The sequence below is a fragment of the Pseudomonas umsongensis genome, from assembly GCF_012647205.1.
GTDB lineage: Bacteria > Pseudomonadota > Gammaproteobacteria > Pseudomonadales > Pseudomonadaceae > Aquipseudomonas > Aquipseudomonas umsongensis.
On record NZ_CP051487.1, the window covers coordinates 73846 to 91840 of the forward strand.

General features: G+C 58.9%; 16 protein-coding genes. 10 read left to right on the forward strand and 6 right to left on the reverse strand.

Features of this window, described 5'->3' with window-relative positions:
- Nucleotides 1-23: 23 nt before the first annotated feature.
- Nucleotides 24-1028, forward strand: a complete 1005-nt coding sequence (locus tag HGP31_RS00360; RefSeq protein ID WP_168757003.1) for an asparaginase — start codon at nucleotides 24-26, stop codon at nucleotides 1026-1028.
- A gap of 87 nt (nucleotides 1029-1115) precedes the next feature.
- On the opposite strand, the gene HGP31_RS00365 is transcribed toward HGP31_RS00360, so the two are convergent.
- On the reverse strand, nucleotides 1116-3980 hold the full coding sequence (locus tag HGP31_RS00365; protein WP_168757004.1) for an EAL domain-containing protein: 2865 nt from the start codon (nucleotides 3978-3980) through the stop codon (nucleotides 1116-1118).
- Between the two features lie 257 nt (nucleotides 3981-4237).
- Here HGP31_RS00365 and uvrD point away from each other — a divergent pair, with 257 nt between their 5' ends.
- The 4 genes from uvrD to HGP31_RS00385 all read left to right on the forward strand — a co-directional run bounded on the left by uvrD (nucleotide 4238) and on the right by HGP31_RS00385 (nucleotide 8635).
- A complete protein-coding gene (uvrD, locus tag HGP31_RS00370) occupies nucleotides 4238-6421 on the forward strand; it encodes a DNA helicase II (RefSeq protein WP_168757005.1) in 2184 nt (727 codons plus the stop codon).
- A 169-nt stretch (nucleotides 6422-6590) separates the two neighbouring features.
- Nucleotides 6591-7031 carry an EamA family transporter gene (locus tag HGP31_RS00375; RefSeq protein ID WP_168757006.1) on the forward strand — a complete coding sequence of 147 codons (441 nt, stop codon included), beginning with the start codon at nucleotides 6591-6593 and terminating at the stop codon, nucleotides 7029-7031.
- A 179-nt stretch (nucleotides 7032-7210) separates the two neighbouring features.
- Nucleotides 7211-8089, forward strand: a complete 879-nt coding sequence (locus tag HGP31_RS00380) for a Tim44 domain-containing protein (protein ID WP_168757007.1) — start codon at nucleotides 7211-7213, stop codon at nucleotides 8087-8089.
- Nucleotides 8090-8227: 138 nt separating this feature from the next.
- A complete protein-coding gene (locus tag HGP31_RS00385) occupies nucleotides 8228-8635 on the forward strand; it encodes an SMI1/KNR4 family protein (RefSeq protein ID WP_168757008.1) in 408 nt (135 codons plus the stop codon).
- A 23-nt stretch (nucleotides 8636-8658) separates the two neighbouring features.
- Here the strand turns inward: HGP31_RS00385 and HGP31_RS00390 are convergent, their stop codons facing one another.
- Complete coding sequence (locus HGP31_RS00390; protein WP_020797949.1) at nucleotides 8659-10422, reverse strand: cation:proton antiporter; 1764 nt, start codon at nucleotides 10420-10422, stop codon at nucleotides 8659-8661.
- Between the two features lie 286 nt (nucleotides 10423-10708).
- Between HGP31_RS00390 and HGP31_RS00395 the strand changes: the two genes are divergently transcribed.
- The gene (locus HGP31_RS00395) at nucleotides 10709-11191 is read left to right on the forward strand and encodes an acyl-CoA thioesterase (protein ID WP_041073853.1); all 483 of its coding nucleotides are present in this window, start codon (nucleotides 10709-10711) and stop codon (nucleotides 11189-11191) included.
- A gap of 63 nt (nucleotides 11192-11254) precedes the next feature.
- Here HGP31_RS00395 and pdxY read toward each other — a convergent pair whose 3' ends face one another.
- Nucleotides 11255-12127 carry a pyridoxal kinase PdxY gene (gene pdxY, locus HGP31_RS00400; protein ID WP_020797951.1) on the reverse strand — a complete coding sequence of 291 codons (873 nt, stop codon included), beginning with the start codon at nucleotides 12125-12127 and terminating at the stop codon, nucleotides 11255-11257.
- Nucleotides 12128-12247: 120 nt separating this feature from the next.
- On the opposite strand from pdxY, the gene HGP31_RS00405 reads away from it, so the two are divergent.
- On the forward strand, nucleotides 12248-12661 hold the full coding sequence (locus HGP31_RS00405) for a DUF3301 domain-containing protein (RefSeq protein WP_020797952.1): 414 nt from the start codon (nucleotides 12248-12250) through the stop codon (nucleotides 12659-12661).
- 70 nt (nucleotides 12662-12731) lie between these two features.
- Here HGP31_RS00405 and HGP31_RS00410 read toward each other — a convergent pair whose 3' ends face one another.
- Nucleotides 12732-13697 carry a CobW family GTP-binding protein gene (locus HGP31_RS00410; RefSeq protein WP_168757009.1) on the reverse strand — a complete coding sequence of 322 codons (966 nt, stop codon included), beginning with the start codon at nucleotides 13695-13697 and terminating at the stop codon, nucleotides 12732-12734.
- A gap of 26 nt (nucleotides 13698-13723) precedes the next feature.
- On the opposite strand from HGP31_RS00410, the gene HGP31_RS00415 reads away from it, so the two are divergent.
- Nucleotides 13724-14080: an NADH:ubiquinone oxidoreductase gene (locus HGP31_RS00415; protein ID WP_168757010.1), complete on the forward strand. Its 357-nt coding sequence runs from the start codon at nucleotides 13724-13726 to the stop codon at nucleotides 14078-14080.
- A 3-nt stretch (nucleotides 14081-14083) separates the two neighbouring features.
- On the opposite strand, the gene zigA is transcribed toward HGP31_RS00415, so the two are convergent.
- Nucleotides 14084-15289, reverse strand: coding sequence for a zinc metallochaperone GTPase ZigA (zigA, locus tag HGP31_RS00420; RefSeq protein WP_168757011.1), 1206 nt, complete (start codon nucleotides 15287-15289; stop codon nucleotides 14084-14086).
- 94 nt (nucleotides 15290-15383) lie between these two features.
- Between zigA and folE2 the strand changes: the two genes are divergently transcribed.
- Together folE2 and HGP31_RS00430 are read left to right on the forward strand one after the other, a co-directional pair.
- Nucleotides 15384-16280 carry a GTP cyclohydrolase FolE2 gene (gene folE2, locus HGP31_RS00425; protein ID WP_083349927.1) on the forward strand — a complete coding sequence of 299 codons (897 nt, stop codon included), beginning with the start codon at nucleotides 15384-15386 and terminating at the stop codon, nucleotides 16278-16280.
- A gap of 195 nt (nucleotides 16281-16475) precedes the next feature.
- Nucleotides 16476-17375, forward strand: a complete 900-nt coding sequence (locus HGP31_RS00430; protein WP_020797957.1) for a His/Gly/Thr/Pro-type tRNA ligase C-terminal domain-containing protein — start codon at nucleotides 16476-16478, stop codon at nucleotides 17373-17375.
- Nucleotides 17376-17436: 61 nt separating this feature from the next.
- On the opposite strand, the gene HGP31_RS00435 is transcribed toward HGP31_RS00430, so the two are convergent.
- Entirely contained in the window at nucleotides 17437-17958 is a 522-nt protein-coding gene (locus tag HGP31_RS00435) for a DUF3617 domain-containing protein (protein WP_020797958.1), read from the reverse strand.
- Nucleotides 17959-17995: the final 37 nt, after the last annotated feature.

Here is a 17995-nt window from a genome sequence, read left to right on the forward strand (position 1 = left end):
ATCATCGTTCTCGGAGCAGCTCCATGAATTCCTCGACCTACCCTGCCGCCCAGCACGTCATGGTGCTCTACACGGGCGGCACCATCGGCATGCAAGCCAGTGCCCACGGCCTGGTGCCGGCGTCCGGTTTCGAAGCGCGGATGCGTGAGTACCTGCACAGCCAGCCTGATCTCGTGGTACCGCAATGGCGCTTTCGCGAAATGTCGCCGCTGATCGACAGCGCCAACATGACCCCGGCGTATTGGCAGCAATTGCGTGAAGCAGTGGTCGATGCCGTGGACGTGCAAGGTTGCGACAGCGTGCTGATCCTGCACGGCACCGACACCCTCGCCTACAGCGCCGCCGCCATGAGCTTTCAATTGCTCGGCCTGCACGCACGCGTTTGCTTTACCGGCTCGATGTTGCCGGCCGGCGTGACCGACAGCGATGCCTGGGAAAACCTCGGCGGCGCCCTGGTTGCATTGGGCCAGGGCCTGGCTCCGGGTGTGCACTTGTACTTCCACGGTGAATTGCTGGACCCAACCCATTGCGCGAAAGTGCGCAGTTTCGGCCGTCATCCGTTCAAGCGACTGGAACGTCAGGGTGGTGGTGCGAAAGCGTCTTCGATTCCGGCGCAACTGCATTACAACCAAGCCCGGCAACAGGCGAACGTTGCAGTGTTACCGCTGTTTCCCGGCATCGGCGCCGAAATACTCGATGGCCTGATCGACAGCGGTATTCAGGGCCTGGTGCTGGAATGCTACGGCAGCGGTACCGGGCCGAGCGACAATCCCGGGTTCCTCGCCAGCCTGGAACGGGCGCGGGACGCGGGCGTCGTGGTGGTGGCAGTCACGCAGTGCCACGAAGGTGGCGTAGAACTGGACGTGTATGAGGCGGGCAGTCGTTTGCGGGTGGCCGGTGTGCTTTCAGGTGGCGGCATGACCCGTGAAGCGGCGTTCGGCAAGCTGCATGGCTTGCTGGGGGCAGGACTTGAACCTGCGGAGGTCCGGCGGCTAATTGAACTGGACTTGTGTGGGGAGCTGGCCTGATACATCGAAGCTTACCCATCAGCCTGTTTCCCACGCTTTAAAACTTTCCGCCAGACACATCAGGTGTCTGGCGGAAAACCTCGTCGATCAACTTACACCTTGTACTTGAAGCAACCGTGCCAGGGCCTCGGCCTCAACCGGCCGGCTGATCAGATAGCCTTGCACTTCATCACAATGTTCGGCTTTCAAAAATTCAAGCTGCTCCAGCCGTTCCACGCCTTCAGCCACCACTTTCAATTTCAAGCCGTGCGCCATCGCAATGATTGCCCGAGTGATCGCCGCGTCTGCCGTACCCTCTCCCAGGCCCCGGATAAACGCCTGATCGATCTTCACGTAATCCACCGGGATGCGCTTGAGGTAGCTCAGGGACGAATACCCGGTGCCGAAATCGTCGATCGCCAGCGTAACGCCCAAATCACGCAGTTGCTGGAACGTCGCGATAATGTGCTCGACGCTGTCGAGTAACTGGCTCTCGGTCAGTTCCAGCTCCAGGTAATGCGGCGCCAACCCGGTTTCTTCCAGGACCTGACGCACCAGGCTTACCAGTTTGCCCTGACGCAATTGGTGCACCGACAGATTGACCGACACCCGAATTCCCTCAAGCCCCAGGCGCTGCCACTCGCAGGCTTGCCAGCAGGCCTGGCGCAAGACGAACTCGCCGATTGGGCCGATCAAACCGGTCTCCTCCGCCAAGCCAATGAAATCCCCCGGCGGCACACGTCCCATGGTCGGGTGGTCCCAACGCACCAAGGCCTCGGCAGCATTGAGCTTGCCCGTGGCGAGGCACAGCTTCGGTTGGTAAAACACCTTCAGTTGCTTATCTTCGACCGCTTTGCGCAGATGATTTTCCAGCTGCAGGCGCTCAAGGGTGCTGGCTTGCAAGCTATCGGTGTAGAACTGGAAATTGTTACCCCCCAAATGCTTGGCGTGCTGCATAGCCATGTTCGACTGACTGACCAATGCGGATACTTCCCGAGCGTTGTCTGGCAACAGGCTGATACCCATGGATGCGCTGACCACCAGCTCATGACCGTCGACGGTCACCGGCACACGCAATTTGGCCGACAAGCGAGTCGCCACTCGCGCCAGACTGGAGAGGTTGCCGTAGGCATTGAACAGGACAGCGAATTCATCGCCGGACAAGCGTGCGATGGTGTCTGCCTCGGGCAATGCGTTGACCAGGCGCCGGGCCATTTTCTGCAATAGCTGATCGGCCACCTCATGACCCAGGCTGTCGTTGAGCTGCTTGAAGCGATCCAGATTGATGTGCAACAAAGCCAGGCTGCGATAACCGCCCTGGCGTACCCGCTGATGTGCTTCGCTGAGTCGTTCGCGGAACATCGAGCGATTGGCCAGCCCCGTGAGTTCGTCGTGATGGGTCAGGTAGCGCATGCGCTCCTCGGATTCTCGCCTTGCCGAGAGATCCGCGAAGAAGCCCACGATATGACTGACATTTCCCCGAGTATCGCGTACGGCGGTCAATTGCAGCCATTGCGGATACATCTCGCCACTCTTGCGGGTTTCCACCAGCTCACCCTGCCAATTGCCGTGCTGCTCCAGGGTTAGATGGATCGCACCGTAATGCCGGCGCGCATCGCGACTGCAGGGCAACTCGACCACGTTGCGTCCAAGAACCTCCTCGATTTCATAGCCAGTGACCCGGCTGAAGGCTTGGTTGACCGCGATCACGGCATAATTCGGATCGAAAATCACAATGCCTTCGCTGGCGGCCTCGAACACGGTCGCCGCCAGTTGCAGTTGCTCTTCCTGGACCTTGCTGACACTGATATCGCGCCGCGTGCCCACCATGCGAATCACCCGGCCGTTGGCGGCACGTTCCACCGCCCGTCCGCGGTCCTCGATCCACACCCAATGGCCATCGCCATGCCGCACGCGGTACTCGATCTGGTAATCCTCGGTGCGCCCCTTCAAATGCTCGACCAACGCCTTTTTCAGTGCAGGAAGGTCGTCGGGATGCAAGCGCGGTTTGAGGTGGCGCAATAATGCCGTCACCTGGTCCGGCTCCAGGCCGAACAATTCCTGGATCTGCGTGTGATGGACTTCATCGGTTTGCAGGTTCCAGTCCCACAACCCCAGTTCGCTGGCCTTCAGTGCCAGTGCCAGGCGCGCCTCACTCTTGCTCAGCGCCTGGTTGGCCGCGTCCAGCTCCAGACTGCGCTGGGCGACACGGTTTTCCAGGTCGACCTGGATTTCGCGTAATTCGTCTTCGGCACGCCGACGCTGATCGATTTCCCTGGCCAGCTTTTGATTGAGCTGATCGCTGCAGTTCTGCGCCTGCTGCAGATTCTCGATCAGCGCCTGATTCTGGAAGCGTCGCAACAGGCCCCGATCGATCAGCCGGTTCACTTGCCAGGCAACCACACTCAGCGCACCCAGCAAAATCAAGCCGAACCAGCCCCAACCGTGCTCATCCCCACCCCAGAACATATAGGCAATGGCCGGCAACAGGCAGGGTAAGGTGAAGGACAGGAACGCCGGCAAACTCACCGCATAGGCCACGCTGGCCGACAGCGCCGCGGCGCCGATCAGGCCAAAGACCCAGGCTTGTTGAATGAAGTTATCGGCAGGAACCAGAGCAATACCGGCGCCAGCCAGGGTCAGGCCCGTGAGACCCGAGCCCAGTAAAAACATGCGCCGCCAGATCGGATGAGCCTGGCGGTTGGGAATCGCCGAATCGAAGGCCGCCACCTGGATCACCCGCAATGCCACCAGCGACAGCAACCACACCAGCCAGACACTGACCAGGAAGTAGCGCTGCGGACTCCAGAGCAATCCAGCGCAGACCAGGCCATTGATCAACATGAACAGCGTGGGCAGCAAGGACCCCTGATACAACAGACGCGTGCGTTCGACCGCCATTTCCATGGCGTATTGTTTACGAATAACCCTGGGCTCCACAGTAGGGCCCGACAGGTCGAAGCTGAGGGTCATAGGCAGTGTTCTTGTTCTTATAATGATGAGCATGTGCCCGAAACGTCGACGGAGCATACACAAGCCAATGCCCGGACCAAACTGCTCCCGATCAAAAAACAGACCAAAGTATCAGCCGCCAGCGGTGGCAAAATGCCGCCAAACAGGCACGGCAAACGATTGCAGCCGATGACTGACCGGTCGTCCCTTGCGTAACTTTCATCGGCTAAAACGAAGCGGGGTTTGCCCGGGGTGACGCGGCCCCCTAGAATGGCCCGATGCGCGATGATCTCTCCCTTCTGCTGAACTCTCTCAACGATGCCCAACGCCAGGCCGTAGCTGCCTCCGTGGGTCGTCAGTTGGTCCTGGCCGGTGCTGGTTCCGGTAAAACCCGAGTGCTGGTGCACCGTATCGCCTGGTTGATCCAGGTCGAAAACGCCTCGCCCCACTCCATCCTGTCGGTGACCTTCACCAACAAGGCTGCTGCCGAGATGCGCCATCGCATCGAGCAGCTGATGGGTATCAACCCGGCCGGCATGTGGGTCGGCACCTTCCACGGCCTGGCGCACCGCTTGCTGCGGGCGCACTGGCAGGAAGCCGGCCTGAGCCAGACCTTCCAGATACTCGACAGCGACGACCAGCAACGCCTGGTCAAGCGGGTGATCCGCGAGCTCGGCCTGGACGAACAGCGCTGGCCCGCCCGTCAGGCCCAATGGTTCATCAACGGGCAGAAAGACGAAGGTCTGCGCCCGCAACACATTCAAGCCAGCGGCGACCTGTTCCTGGCGACCATGCGCAGCATTTATGAGGCCTACGAGGCCGCGTGCCTGCGCGCCGGTGTCATCGACTTCTCCGAATTGCTGCTGCGCGCCCTCGACCTGTGGCGCGATCACCCTGGCTTGCTGGCGCACTATCAGAAGCGCTTCCGGCACATTCTGGTGGACGAGTTCCAGGACACCAACGCCGTGCAGTACGCCTGGTTGCGCCTGCTGGCCAAAGGTGGCGACAGTCTGATGGTGGTCGGCGACGACGACCAGTCGATCTATGGCTGGCGTGGCGCGAAAATCGAGAACATCTACCAGTACTCCGAAGACTTCCCGGACGCCGAAACCATTCGCCTGGAGCAGAATTACCGCTCCACCGCAGGCATCCTCAAGGCCGCCAACGCCTTGATCGCCAACAATACCGGGCGCTTGGGCAAAGAGTTGTGGACCGACGGCGGCGACGGCGAAGCGATCAACCTGTACGCCGCGTTCAACGAACACGACGAAGCTCGCTACGTTGTCGAAACCATCGAAAGTGCGCTGAAAACCGGCTTGGCTCGCAGCGATATCGCGATTCTGTACCGTTCCAACGCCCAATCGCGCGTGTTGGAAGAAGCCTTGCTGCGCGAGCGCATTCCCTACCGCATCTACGGCGGCCAGCGCTTCTTCGAACGTGCTGAAATCAAGAACGCCATGGCCTACCTGCGATTGCTCGAAGGCCGTGGCAACGATGCCGCGCTGGAACGGGTGATCAACGTGCCAGCCCGGGGCATCGGCGAGAAAACCGTCGAAGCGATCCGCGACCACGCCCGCCACAGTGATGTGTCGATGTGGGAAGCGATGCGCCAGCTGGTGGCCAATAAAGGCGTTACCGGCCGCGCAGCCGGCGCGCTGAGCGCGTTTGTCGAGTTGATCGAGAACCTTGCCGCCAAGTGCATGGAAATGCCGTTGCACCTGATGACCCAGACCGTCATCGAACAGTCGGGGCTGATCGCCTATCACGAAGCGGAAAAAGGCGAGAAGGGCCAGGCCAGGGTAGAAAACCTTGAGGAACTGGTCAGCGCGGCGCGCAACTTCGAAAACAGCGAAGAGGACGAGGACCTGACGCCACTGGCAGCCTTCCTCGGTCACGCCTCGCTGGAAGCCGGCGATACCCAGGCCGACGAACACGAAGACAGCATTCAATTGATGACCCTGCACAGCGCCAAGGGCCTGGAATTTCCCTATGTGTTCCTGGTGGGCATGGAAGAAGGCCTGTTCCCGCACAAGATGAGCCTGGAAGAGCCCGGCCGTCTTGAGGAAGAACGTCGCCTGGCCTATGTCGGCATCACTCGGGCCATGCAGAACCTGGTGATGACCTATGCCGAAACCCGACGCCTCTACGGCAGCGAGACCTACAACAAGGTTTCGCGGTTCGTACGCGAAGTACCCAAGGGCCTGATTCAGGAAGTACGGCTTTCCAACAGCGTCAGCCGGCCGTACGGCGGCAATCAGTCGATGAGTGGCAGCAATCTGTTCAGCGGCAGCGAGATTCCGCAGACCGGCTTCAGCCTGGGCCAGACTGTACGCCACTCGATCTTCGGTGACGGCGTGATCCTCAACTTCGAAGGCGCCGGAGCGGCGGCTCGGGTACAGGTTAACTTCAGCGAAGGCAGCAAGTGGCTGATGCTGGGGTATGCCAAGCTGGAAGCTATTTAAGGTCACACTGACTGTTTTTCTGTGGGAGCGAGACTTGTGGCGAGGGGATTTATCCCCGTCGGGTCGCGAAGCGGCCCCTAATAATGGGACTGCTGCGCAGTCCAGCGGGGATAAATCCCCTCGCCACAAGGCTCGCTCCCAAAGGTTGATTAGCCCCAAGGAAAAAGTCATGGGCTCAGGCTTGTTTTCTTCCTGGACTTTCTGGGCCCTGTTATCCGCCGTATTCGCGGCAATGACCGCCATTTTCGCGAAGATCGGCGTCGAAAACGTCAATCCAGACTTCGCCACCCTATTGCGAACCGTGGTGGTACTGGTCAGCCTGGCCTTGATTTTATACGCCACGGACCAATATCAGTCTTTAGGAACGATCTCTACCAGGAGCTACGCGTTCCTGTTGTTGTCTGGCCTTGCCACCGGTGCCTCGTGGATTTGCTACTTCCGCGCACTCAAGGTCGGCCCGGCCTCACTGGTTGCCCCTGTGGACAAACTCAGCGTGGTGCTGGTAGCCGTGCTCGGTGTGGTCCTGCTGGGCGAGAAGCTTGATCTGCGCCAATGGAGTGGGATCGGCCTGATCACGGCGGGCGTCATCATGCTCGCGCTGCGACGATAGACATCCTTCTTACAGAACTTATCCACTTTTCCTACGGACCAAAGTTAACAAGCCCTATTGCACTGACTGAAGCTGAATGCAACCTGTCAGGCAAAAGCTCGAAACACTCTGCCGCTAGCCAGCAACACTTCAGCTGTGCAACATGGCGCGCGTGCCTTCCACAAATGGGAATTCCCTTTATGAAACGTTTTCTTAGCATCGCCATGGCGTTGTGCATCGGCTTGACGATGAGCCTCGACGCCAATGCCGCCAAGCGCTTTGGTGGTGGCAAAAGCGCAGGCGCTGCGCCGACACACCAGACCAGCCAGATGGCTCCTTCTTCTCCAGGCATGGGCGGCGCTGCAGCGACCGCTGGTGCAGCCGGTGCCGCGGGCGCCGCAGCCAAGGCCGGTGGCGCTTCGCGCTGGCTCGGCCCTCTGGCCGGCATCGCCGCTGGTGGCCTGCTGGCATCCATGTTCATGGGCGACGGTTTCCAGGGCATGCAGATCCTCGACATCCTGATCATGGCGGTCATCGCGTTCCTGGTCTTCCGCTTCATTGCCGCTCGTCGTCGCAAGCAGCAGCCGCAAATGGCTCCGGCAGGCTACGCGCCGATGCAGCGTGAGGCGTTCGAACAGAAGCCTGCTGGCGGTTCGATCTTCGGTGGCGCGGCAGCACCGGTTGCCGCTCGTCCGGTAATCAACGCTCCGGCCTGGTTCAACGAACACAACTTCATCGAAGCTGCGCGCAATCACTTCCAGTCCCTGCAGCAACACTGGGACGCGAACGAAATGGACAAGATCGCCGAGTTCGTGACCCCGCAAATGCTGGAGTTCCTCAAGCGCGAACGTGCTGACCTGGGTGACGGCTTCCAGTCCACCTACATTGATAACCTGAATGTGCAATTGGACGGCGTAGAAGATCGTGCCGACAAGACCATCGCCACCCTGACCTTCAGCGGCGTGTCGAAGACCTCGCGGTTCGACCAGGGCGAAGTGTTCAGCGAAAGCTGGAACATGGAACGTACACAGGGCGAAAACCAGCCTTGGCTGGTGGCTGGTATCCGTCAGAACGGCTGATTCCCCTCCGCGCTTCACTTGTTGTAATAAAAACCCCAGCCTCGGCTGGGGTTTTCTATTTCGCGGTTGCATCTATAGCGAGCTACTGTATAAACCGCCCCATATAAACCGCGCCATACAAGCAAGAGGATCCCGGACGTGGAAGAAATCATCGAACAACTGCGTGAAGCCAACGAACCGGTACCGGTCCCCTTGGAGTTGCCCGACGAAGATCTGCTGGTGGAAATCGAAGAACAACTGTTCATCGACATTCCGTTCGTCTTCAGGGAGTTCCTGCTGACCGTCAGCGACGTGGTCTATGGCAGCCTGGAGCCCGTCACCGTCACGGACCCGCAATCCCACACTTACCTGCCGGACGTTGCCGCCAACGCCTGGGATGCAGGCGTCGATCGCAGCCTGATCCCGATCTGCCAGGACGGCGACAACTACTACTGCGTCGAAGAAGACGGCACCGTAGTGCTTTGGCAGGCCGAAGAAGAGCTGATCGCCGAAGAAACCTGGGAATCGGTATGGCACTGGGCGCGGGACGTCTGGCTGGAAAGCTGAGCCGTTCGACGCCCCTCACATGATCAATGCCCCGGCGAATCCTTGTGGTTTTCCAGGGTATCGAGCAAGGCTACCTGCATCCGTGTGTGCACTCGGATGAACCAGCGCCAGAGCAACGCCGCTACGGCGGCCGCGACCACGGCGATCAGGACCAGTAACTTGTTGGTCGGCAGAATACTGGCCGACAAGGCTGCCAGCAGCAGGAAAATCACCAGCAGCGAGAGGATCGGGATCACTTCGGAGATCACCCGGCGCACTCGCTGCGTGTGACGACCCGCCATCTCCGGTTTGACACCCATTTCCGCCAGCAACATCGACAACGCCTTGAGCTTGCGATACGCGGCAATCAGGAAAGGCAGCGACAGTAGCAGCGCCCCACCCCAGATCAGCGCTTTCTGCCAGCTCGAGTCGCTGATCCAGTCTTGCAGATAGGTAGACATGCCTTCGGCAAAGTAAGCACCGGCGAAGAAGATCGCAATCACCAATGCCAGATTGACCCCCACCTGCAGCAAAATCCGCCGAATCATCGAAGCCAGCAACGCACCCTCGCCCTGCGGTTGAATACTGCGCAGCCATTCGCCATACATCCCCAACACCCGAGCCAGCCGTTGCGGCATCACCGCGGCCAGCTTGATCGACAGCGGGTCGGCCGCGCGGATCAGATAGGGCGTCATTAGCGTGGTGAGCACCGAGACCGCCACGGCCACCGGGTAAAGGAAGTTACTGGTGACCTGCAGGGTCATGCCCAGCGATGCAATGATGAAAGAGAATTCGCCAATCTGCGACAGCCCCATCCCGACGCGAAGCGAAGTTCGTCCGTCATTGCCGGCGATGAAGGCGCCAAGGCCGCAGGACAGCATCTTGCCGAGCACCACCGCCACGGTGATCACCGCAATTGGCCAGGCGTATTGCAGCAAAATCATCGGGTCGAGCATCAACCCGATCGCCACGAAGAAGATCGCGCTGAACAAATCGCGAACCGGTTCGATCAAGCGCTCAATTTTCAGCAACTGCCGCGACTCAGCCATGATCGCGCCAATCAGGAACGCACCGAGCACCATGCTGTACTCAAGCTTGACCACCAGCAGGCAGAAGCCAAAACACAGGCCCAGCACGGTGATCAGCAGCATTTCGTTGCTCTCGAACTTGGCCACGTACGCCAGCAAGCGCGGCACCAGCAAAATGCCAATGACCAGCGCGACGATCATGAACAGCGAAAGCTTGCCGACAGTGGAGAACACTTCGCCCGAACTGACCGTGCCGCTGACCGCGATACTGGACAGCAAGGCGATGATGCCGATACCGAGGATGTCTTCGACGATCAGTACGCCGAAAATCAACTGCGCAAAGCGCTGGTTTTTCATCTTCAGGTCATTGAGTGCCTTGACGATGATGGTGGTCGAGGAAATGGCCAGGATCGCCCCGAGAAATAGCGAGTCCATTGTGTTCCAATCGAACCAGCGGCCGATTTCGTAGCCGATCCAGATCATCAGAACGATTTCCAGGAACGCCGCGATAAACGCCGTGGCACCGACCTTGAACAGCTTGCGCAGGCTGAACTCCAGGCCCAGGCAGAACATCAGGAAAATCACCCCCAGCTCCGCCAGGGTCTTGATGGTTTCTTCATCGTGGATCAGGCCGAACGGTGGAGTGTGCGGGCCAATAATGAAGCCGGCCACAATGTAGCCCAGCACCACCGGTTGCTTGAACCGATGGAACAGTACGGTCACCACGCCCGCAACCAACATGATCACTGCCAGATCCTGAATAAAACTGATGGCATGCATGGCGTGGGCTCCTTGGGTGCATTGGCTTAATCATCGGACGCGGCTAAGCGTCCGATTCGAGCAGCGTAAAATTCTGCTTTGCGTGTAGGACTTTTCCCTTGGTCCGGGCTTTTGCAGGGTAACACCGCGACTTCCGGCGAAAAGGCGGTGCAATATATGGAAACAGATCGATCAGGCGTGACGGCGGCCGCCCGCGCGGCGTCCCGATATCTGTTGGTTTGAAAAAACCGCTGAAGCGCCCGCAGAGGTGCGTCCCTCAAACCTTGCCTTGACCCGTGAGAACGCTATGGAACCCGGAAACGCCCAGCTGTCGATGACAGTATTGATGACCCCCGACATGGCCAATTTCTCTGGCAATGTTCATGGTGGCACCCTGCTCAAATACCTCGACGAAGTGGCCTACGCCTGCGCCAGCCGCTATGCCGGCCGCTATGTGGTGACCTTGTCGGTAGACCAGGTGATTTTCCGCGAGCCGATCCATGTCGGTGAACTGGTGACCTTCCTGGCGTCGGTCAATTACACCGGCAACACCTCCATGGAGGTGGGCATCAAGGTGGTGACCGAGAATATCCGTGAGCGCTCGGTACGCCATACCAACAGCTGCTTCTTCACCATGGTCGCCGTGGATGACCAGCGCAAGCCCGCCCCGGTGCCGCCACTGCAACCTCAAAACAGTGAAGACAAGCGCCGTTATATGCAGGCCCAGCAACGTCGTCAGATTCGTCAGGAGCTGGAAAAGCGTTATCAGGAAATCAAGGGCGACGCTTGAAGCAAAAGATCGCAGCCTCTGTAGAAGCTACCGCAGGCTGCGATTTTTTTCGCCGTAACCGGATTACAAACTGATCGGCGTGGCCTCGAACCGCACGCGCGGATGGGTGATCCGGTCCTGAGCCCGAACCAGTTCCATTTCGTAACTGGCGCAGGCCTGGGTCTCCAGCAACACTTCATGCACCGCCGACGCGGCGAATTCGAAAGCCGCCACCAGGCTATCGCCCAGCAGGACACGGGCCAGGAACAACCCGGACGTCAGGTCGCCAACACCCACCGGCTGACGCGGAAACGCCAGCAGCGGACGCTGCAGGTGCCAACTGCCTTCGGCCGTCACCAACAACATCTCAAAGACATCGGTTTTTTTCCCGGGATAATCCAGGTGCTTGACCAACACCGCCTTCGGCCCGCGTGCCAGCAGCGCCCGCGCCATCGCCAGGCAATCGAACAGCGACTGCGGCTTGCGCCCCGAGAAGCTGTCGAGCTCCAGTTGATTGGGGCACATGAAATCGGCCACGCTGGCGGCCTCCTCCAGCAGGAAATCGCTGACTTCCGCCGGTACGCTGCAGCCCTTCTCCGGATGGCCCATCACCGGGTCACACAGGTACAACGCCTTGGGATTGATCGATTTGATCTTCGCCACACCCGTCAGGATCGCCCTGCCCTGGGCTGCACTGCCGAGGTAACCGGACAGCACCGCATCGCAATTGCCCAGCTCGCCAATGGCCGCGATACCGTCGACCAGATCGGGAATCTGGTGCGGTGCCAATACGTCACCCGACCACTGGCCGTATTGGGTGTGATTGGAAAACTGCACGGTGTTAAGCGGCCAGACATTCACCCCGACCCGCTGCATCGGGAAAACCGCGGCACTGTTGCCTGCGTGACCGAACACCACGTGGGACTGGATAGCAAGCAGATGGGGTGTACGTTTCATGCGGTGAGTTATCCGTAAAACGATTGAAATTCGTGCCGCGCAGTATGCGACTAAACGCAGCCTGTACGACAGACCAACGACACAGTTAAGCTGACACTATCTTGTTGGAGCGCCCTGTAGATGCTGACCCTTGGAAATATTCTAGTGCTGATGCTTTTCGCTACCGCGGCTGCCTGGCTATGGCACAACCACGGCTTGCGCGAACACGCACTCGAGCGGGTCAAGCAGCATTGCGCCAAGCTTGGGATCGAGTTGCTGGATGGCAACGTAGCATTGAAAAAAATCGCGTTCATCAAGGATGCCAATGGTCGGCGACGATTGGCCCGTGTGTATAACTTCGAATTCACCGTAACCGGCGAAACCCGCCACAACGGCACCATCACCCAATTCGGCCCACACAGCGCACAGATCGAACTGGCGCCTTATCCTGTGCCATTCGACGACACCGCCACGGTGGTCGACGTGGTCAAGCCGCGTGCCGAGGTAATCGAGTTGAGCCAGTGGCGGCAGGAACATACCAAGTGGCGGCCTTGAACTAACGCAACTGGCGATCCCTGTAGAAGCTGCCGCAGGTTCGGGCCGCGTTCGGACAATCTTTTGTTCCTCACCCCAACCGACAGCCGTCCAGTCCTCGTTGCAGCACCTCAACATCCTGCATCTGAATGAAAATAAGCTCAATCCGCGAGTCCTGGCGCCATTCGCTGGACCGCCATTCCAGCGCCGCATTATCCAGCGCATTCGCCGACATCCACCCCTCGACGCTGTGGATAACCAGCTTGGCCCGCCGCCAATCAAGGCCTGCGAGCCACCGAGCGATCCTGTTAGTGTCAAAGGTCTGGCTCGGATGCCAGCGCCAACCAATGCTCCAGCTGTCCTCCTGCGCCTGGCTCAAGCAAATCGGCAGCGCCGGATCGGTCCAGATCGCCGGCAACTGCGCCAACCCCTTGGGCGCCACGAAGTTATCCACACCCGCCACAGCCTGCGCGGCCAGGCCAGGCAATTGGCTCAATGGCAAGGCTGCATGGTGCGCCCAATACAATGGGCGTTCCGGCAACTGCGCGACAAGGCGTTGCCGAGCGATTTCATCAAGGTGTTCCGCCTTGTTCATCAGCAACAGGCCGGCACTCTCCAAAGCCTCCTGTTGCGCCGGCGGGAGCGGCTTGCCAGCAGCCAGCGCCTTGGCGTCCAGTACCAGAACGCAGGGCTGGACACTCAGGACACCTTGCCACGGCGCTTCACGCAACTGCCGGAGCAACTGCGCCGGATGCCCCAACCCGGACGGCTCGATGAACAGTCGATCCGGTCGCGCCTTGCGTAATAAACGGCCGAGACCGACCTGAAACGGCGCACCGTTGACGCAACACAAACAGCCCCCGGCCACTTCACCCAGTGCGATACCATCGGCATCACGGGTCAACAACGCGGCATCGATACCGATCTGTCCGAATTCGTTGATCAGCACCGCCCAGCGCTCGCCAGCGGGACGTTGCGCCAGCAGGTGGCTGATCAGGCTGGTCTTACCGGCCCCCAGTGGCCCGGCGATGACATGGGTGGGTATGTTCTGCAACATGATCGAAGGTGTCTTGGGAGGTAAGAATGCGGTGGATAGGCATGTCGTTGCTGCTGGCGCTCAATAGTGGCGAGGCGCTGGCCCAGGCTTGCGTGGTCCACAGCCAGGCGGAACGGCTTGACGTGAAAGTCTGCCAGCAAAACCGCAACATTCCGCAAAAACTCTTTGCCGATGGATTCTGCAAGCCAAGCCTTGCAGGGCAGAAAGTCGAAGTGCAGTACGTCGACCAATGCCCTGGTGGGTCTTTCGGCGTGTGCAGCAACGCCCAAGTCGCCAATATGCCTTACCGGCAGGATATTCACTATTACGGCGTTGCCACGGATGCGGCGTATTTGAAGCCGTTTTGCGAAGCCCAGAGCCAGGGAACCTGGCTCGAGCCTTGAGAATCAAGCGGCCTCTTCATACCAAGGGCCAAACGGATCAGGCAACGAGCACCAGCTCTCTGCGCCTGGCGCCATCTCTTCATCGCTCAACAGACAATCGTCCAGCTCGGCGGCAAGTCGCGCGAAATCGACGTTCTGTCCGATGAACACCAGTTCCTGTCGGCAATCCCCACTATCAGCGTCCCAGTTCTGCAGGATGGCGGCGGTGCTTTCCTGATCCTGCGGCCACTGATCCTTCGGCACGAAACGCCACCAGCGCCCGGCAAAACCATAACGCATCATTCCGCCGGCCTGGGACCAACTGCCAGCGTCCGTGTGTTTGCTCGCCAACCAGAAGAAGCCCTTGGAGCGCAACAGCTTGCCATTGAGCCACGGGCCATCGATGAAATTGAAGAAGCGTTGCGGATGAAAGGGGCGACGCGCGCGATAGGCGTAGGACGCGATGCCATATTCATCGGTTTCCGGCACGTGTTCACCACGCATTTCCTGCAACCAGCCCGGTGCCTGCGCCGCTTTCTCGAAGTTGAAACGACCGGTATCGAGGATCTTCTCCAACGGCACTTCGCCCATGACCATCGGGATGATTAGCGCCTGCGCATTGAGGCGTTCAAGAATCGCCGTCAGCTCCTCGCGTTCTCGGCTACTGATCAAGTCAATCTTGCTGATCAGGATGACGTCGGCGAATTCGATCTGCTCGATCAACAGATCGGTGATCGCGCGTTCATCTCCCTCGCCCAGCGTTTCGCCACGTGACGCCAGGCTTTCGGCAGCCTGGAAATCGAGCAGGAAATTCATGCCATCGACCACGGTAACCATCGTGTCGAGCCGGGCGATGTCGGTGAGGCTCTGGCCGTTTTCATCGCGGAAGGTAAAGGTCTCCGCTACTGGCAGCGGCTCTGAAATGCCAGTTGATTCGATCAACAAGTAATCAAAACGACCCTCCCCGGCGAGCGAGCTAACCTCCTTCAGCAAGTCTTCCCGCAACGTGCAGCAGATGCAGCCGTTGCTCATCTCCACAAGTTTCTCTTGCGCACGATTGAGACTGACATCGCGCTGGACTTCACTGCCGTCGATATTGATTTCACTCATGTCATTGACGATGACAGCAACGCGCAGACCATTTCTATTACGTAGTATGTAATTAAGAAGTGTACTTTTTCCGGCTCCAAGAAAGCCCGAGAGGACTGTCACGGGAAGGCGATTTGGCATCAGAAGCTCCTCACAGGGTACCCGGTGAAATTATCGGGCTTGCTTTAATGTTATCATATAACATTACCTCACAAACTCCACGATGGACCTGCTCATGAATGCGCTGACTCTGCCGGATATCGCCGCGCAGGCATTACGCCAAGCCCACCCATTGGAATGGGTGGGCATGTGTGGCATTGCTCTTCCTGTTTTACTCGACGGCAAAAAATTGCCTGCGACGGCCGACGCGGGTGTGAGCCTCGATAACGGCGAGGCGCGTGGGATTCATATGTCGCGGCTGTATCTGGGGTTGGAAACGCTTGAGCAAGAAACGCTCTCGCCCGGTCTGCTACGACGGGTTTTGCATAGTTTCCTGATCAGTCACGAAGGGCTATCAAACAACGCCTACCTGACTATTCACACCGATTTGCTGCTGAAAAGACCGGCATTGGTCAGTCCTCTGTCTGGCTGGAAAAGCTATCCCGTCAGCATCGAAGCACGTTTGAAAAACCAGATGTTCCACGTGGAACTAAAAATGGCACTGCCTTATTCCTCAACCTGTCCTTGTTCAGCCGCGCTGTCCCGACAACTGATCCAACAGCAATTCGTCGATGATTTTGCCAACCGGACTTTGCATCACGACGAAGTACTCGCTTGGCTCGGTTCCCCTGAAGGCATTGTTGCGACGCCCCATAGTCAACGCAGTACGGCGCAACTGAGTCTGCGATTGCACGAGAGCCTGGATGAATTGCCGCTGGTCGCAATCATCAACGACGCCGAGGCAGCCCTCGGCACCGCCGTACAAACCGCTGTCAAACGGGCTGATGAACAGGCGTTCGCCTTGGCTAATGGTCAGAACCTGATGTTTTGCGAAGACGCTGCTCGACGCTTGAACCTGGCCCTGAAACGCTCACCCGGCGTCAGTGGGTTCCAGATACGCGTCATCCATGCTGAAAGCCTGCATGCCCACGATGCCGTTGCCGAGAGTCGGTGGAACTGGGAGGCCGCATAATCCATTTACAGGCATTGCGCCAGGCTCTGTACCGAAGTTATGGCGCGCATCAACAATCAATCTGCTGCGCGCCTACAGGGCTTTCTAGAAAGAGTTTTGAGTGGGCACGACAAACGTCTACATGACAGCGGCCGGGTTTTGGATCTAAGGTTAAGCCGCTGACGCATGTGATCGAAGCATTCGAGAACAAAAACTATGATCCAGATCACTCTGCCCGATGGTTCATTGCGTGAATACGATCAACCGCTGTCCGTACATGAGATTGCCGCGAGTATTGGCCCCGGGCTGGCCAACGCTGCAGTAGCGGGTCGGGTGGACGGCCTGTTGGTCGACTGTGAGTTCGTGATCCGGGCCAATGCCAGGGTCAGCATCGTTACGCCCCAGGAACCCGACGGCCTGGAGATCCTCCGGCGCTCCTGTTCGCTGATGCTGGCGATGGCAGTCAAGCAATTGCATTCCCATGCTCAATTGCGAACCGGCTCGGCGTTGGGTGACGGGTTCTATTGTGAGTTCGCTGTCGAACGTCCAATGAGGACCGCTGACCTGCCGCTGATCGAAGCGCGTATGCAATCATTGGCGGCGGCCAACCACTCGATCCGTCGCAATCGCAACCACTCGCCCTCTTGCGCCGATCTGTCGCTGTATCGCCTGGGGGATACCGACTATGTGACGAGCGGCCCTCATGTGCCCACCACCAGGGTCTTACAAGCTTTCGCCCTCGATCACATCAACGGAACCTTGCAGCAAAGGATCTATGGTACCTGCTGGTCCAACCACCACGAGCTGCAGCATTGGCGCCTGCCAGCCCATGTGGTGGTGGTCAGCATGGATGACCGGCAGGCAAGTTACGCACACGCAGTTACCGAACACTTGCGCCGCAGTGGTGTGCGTGCCCTGGCGGACCTGCGTAACGAAAAAGTTCGCCACAAGATTCGACATCACAGTCAGACGGTGCCGTACCTGGTGGTGGTTGGTGAACAGGAAAGAGCTGGCGGGTATGTCAGCGTGCGCAATCGCAATGGAGAGGATTTTGGCAGGATGAAGGTTGAGGCGGTGTGCGAGTGGTTAGGTCAGCCGGGGATTGGAGGTGGCTGAACGGACGTCTTCGCGGGCAAGCCTCGCTCCTACAAAAAAGCAAGGCTCGCCCCGATGAGGTTTAGGCTCTTGGTTTTACGGTGCCGCAGTCCTGTCCCAACCAGACCGCGCGGGTATCGAGGCTACCCTTCTGCTGGATGCCGGTGGCGTTGAACGTACCGTTGACCTTGGTGGTGAACTCACGATCACTGAGGAAGGTGGCTACACCCGCGCCCTGTGCTTTCGGGCAGCTGAAACGGAACTTCCACTGATTACCGGTGCGCTCGGTGATTTCCTGTTTGCAGCCCGATTGTGGGTCGGTCAGCGGAATGTTGTCGCTCTTGACCTGCTCTGGCGTCAAGCACGCCCGAATCCCTTTGCCACCCATGGTGATGCCCTGTTTTTCCAGCTGCGCGCGCTGTTCAGGAGTCATCTGGCTTTGTATTTGACCCAGGATCAGTTGCAGATCCGGCAGGTTCTGGTCATCGACTTTCATGTTGCTCGAAGTCAATTCCCACAAACCTGGCTGAAGCATCTGCGCCTGAGCAGCCACAGGAAGTGCCAAACCAAATGCCATGGCCAAACCCAGCAGACGAACGTTCATCGAGTAACTCCTGATCAGTAGTGGCCGTTAGACGTCG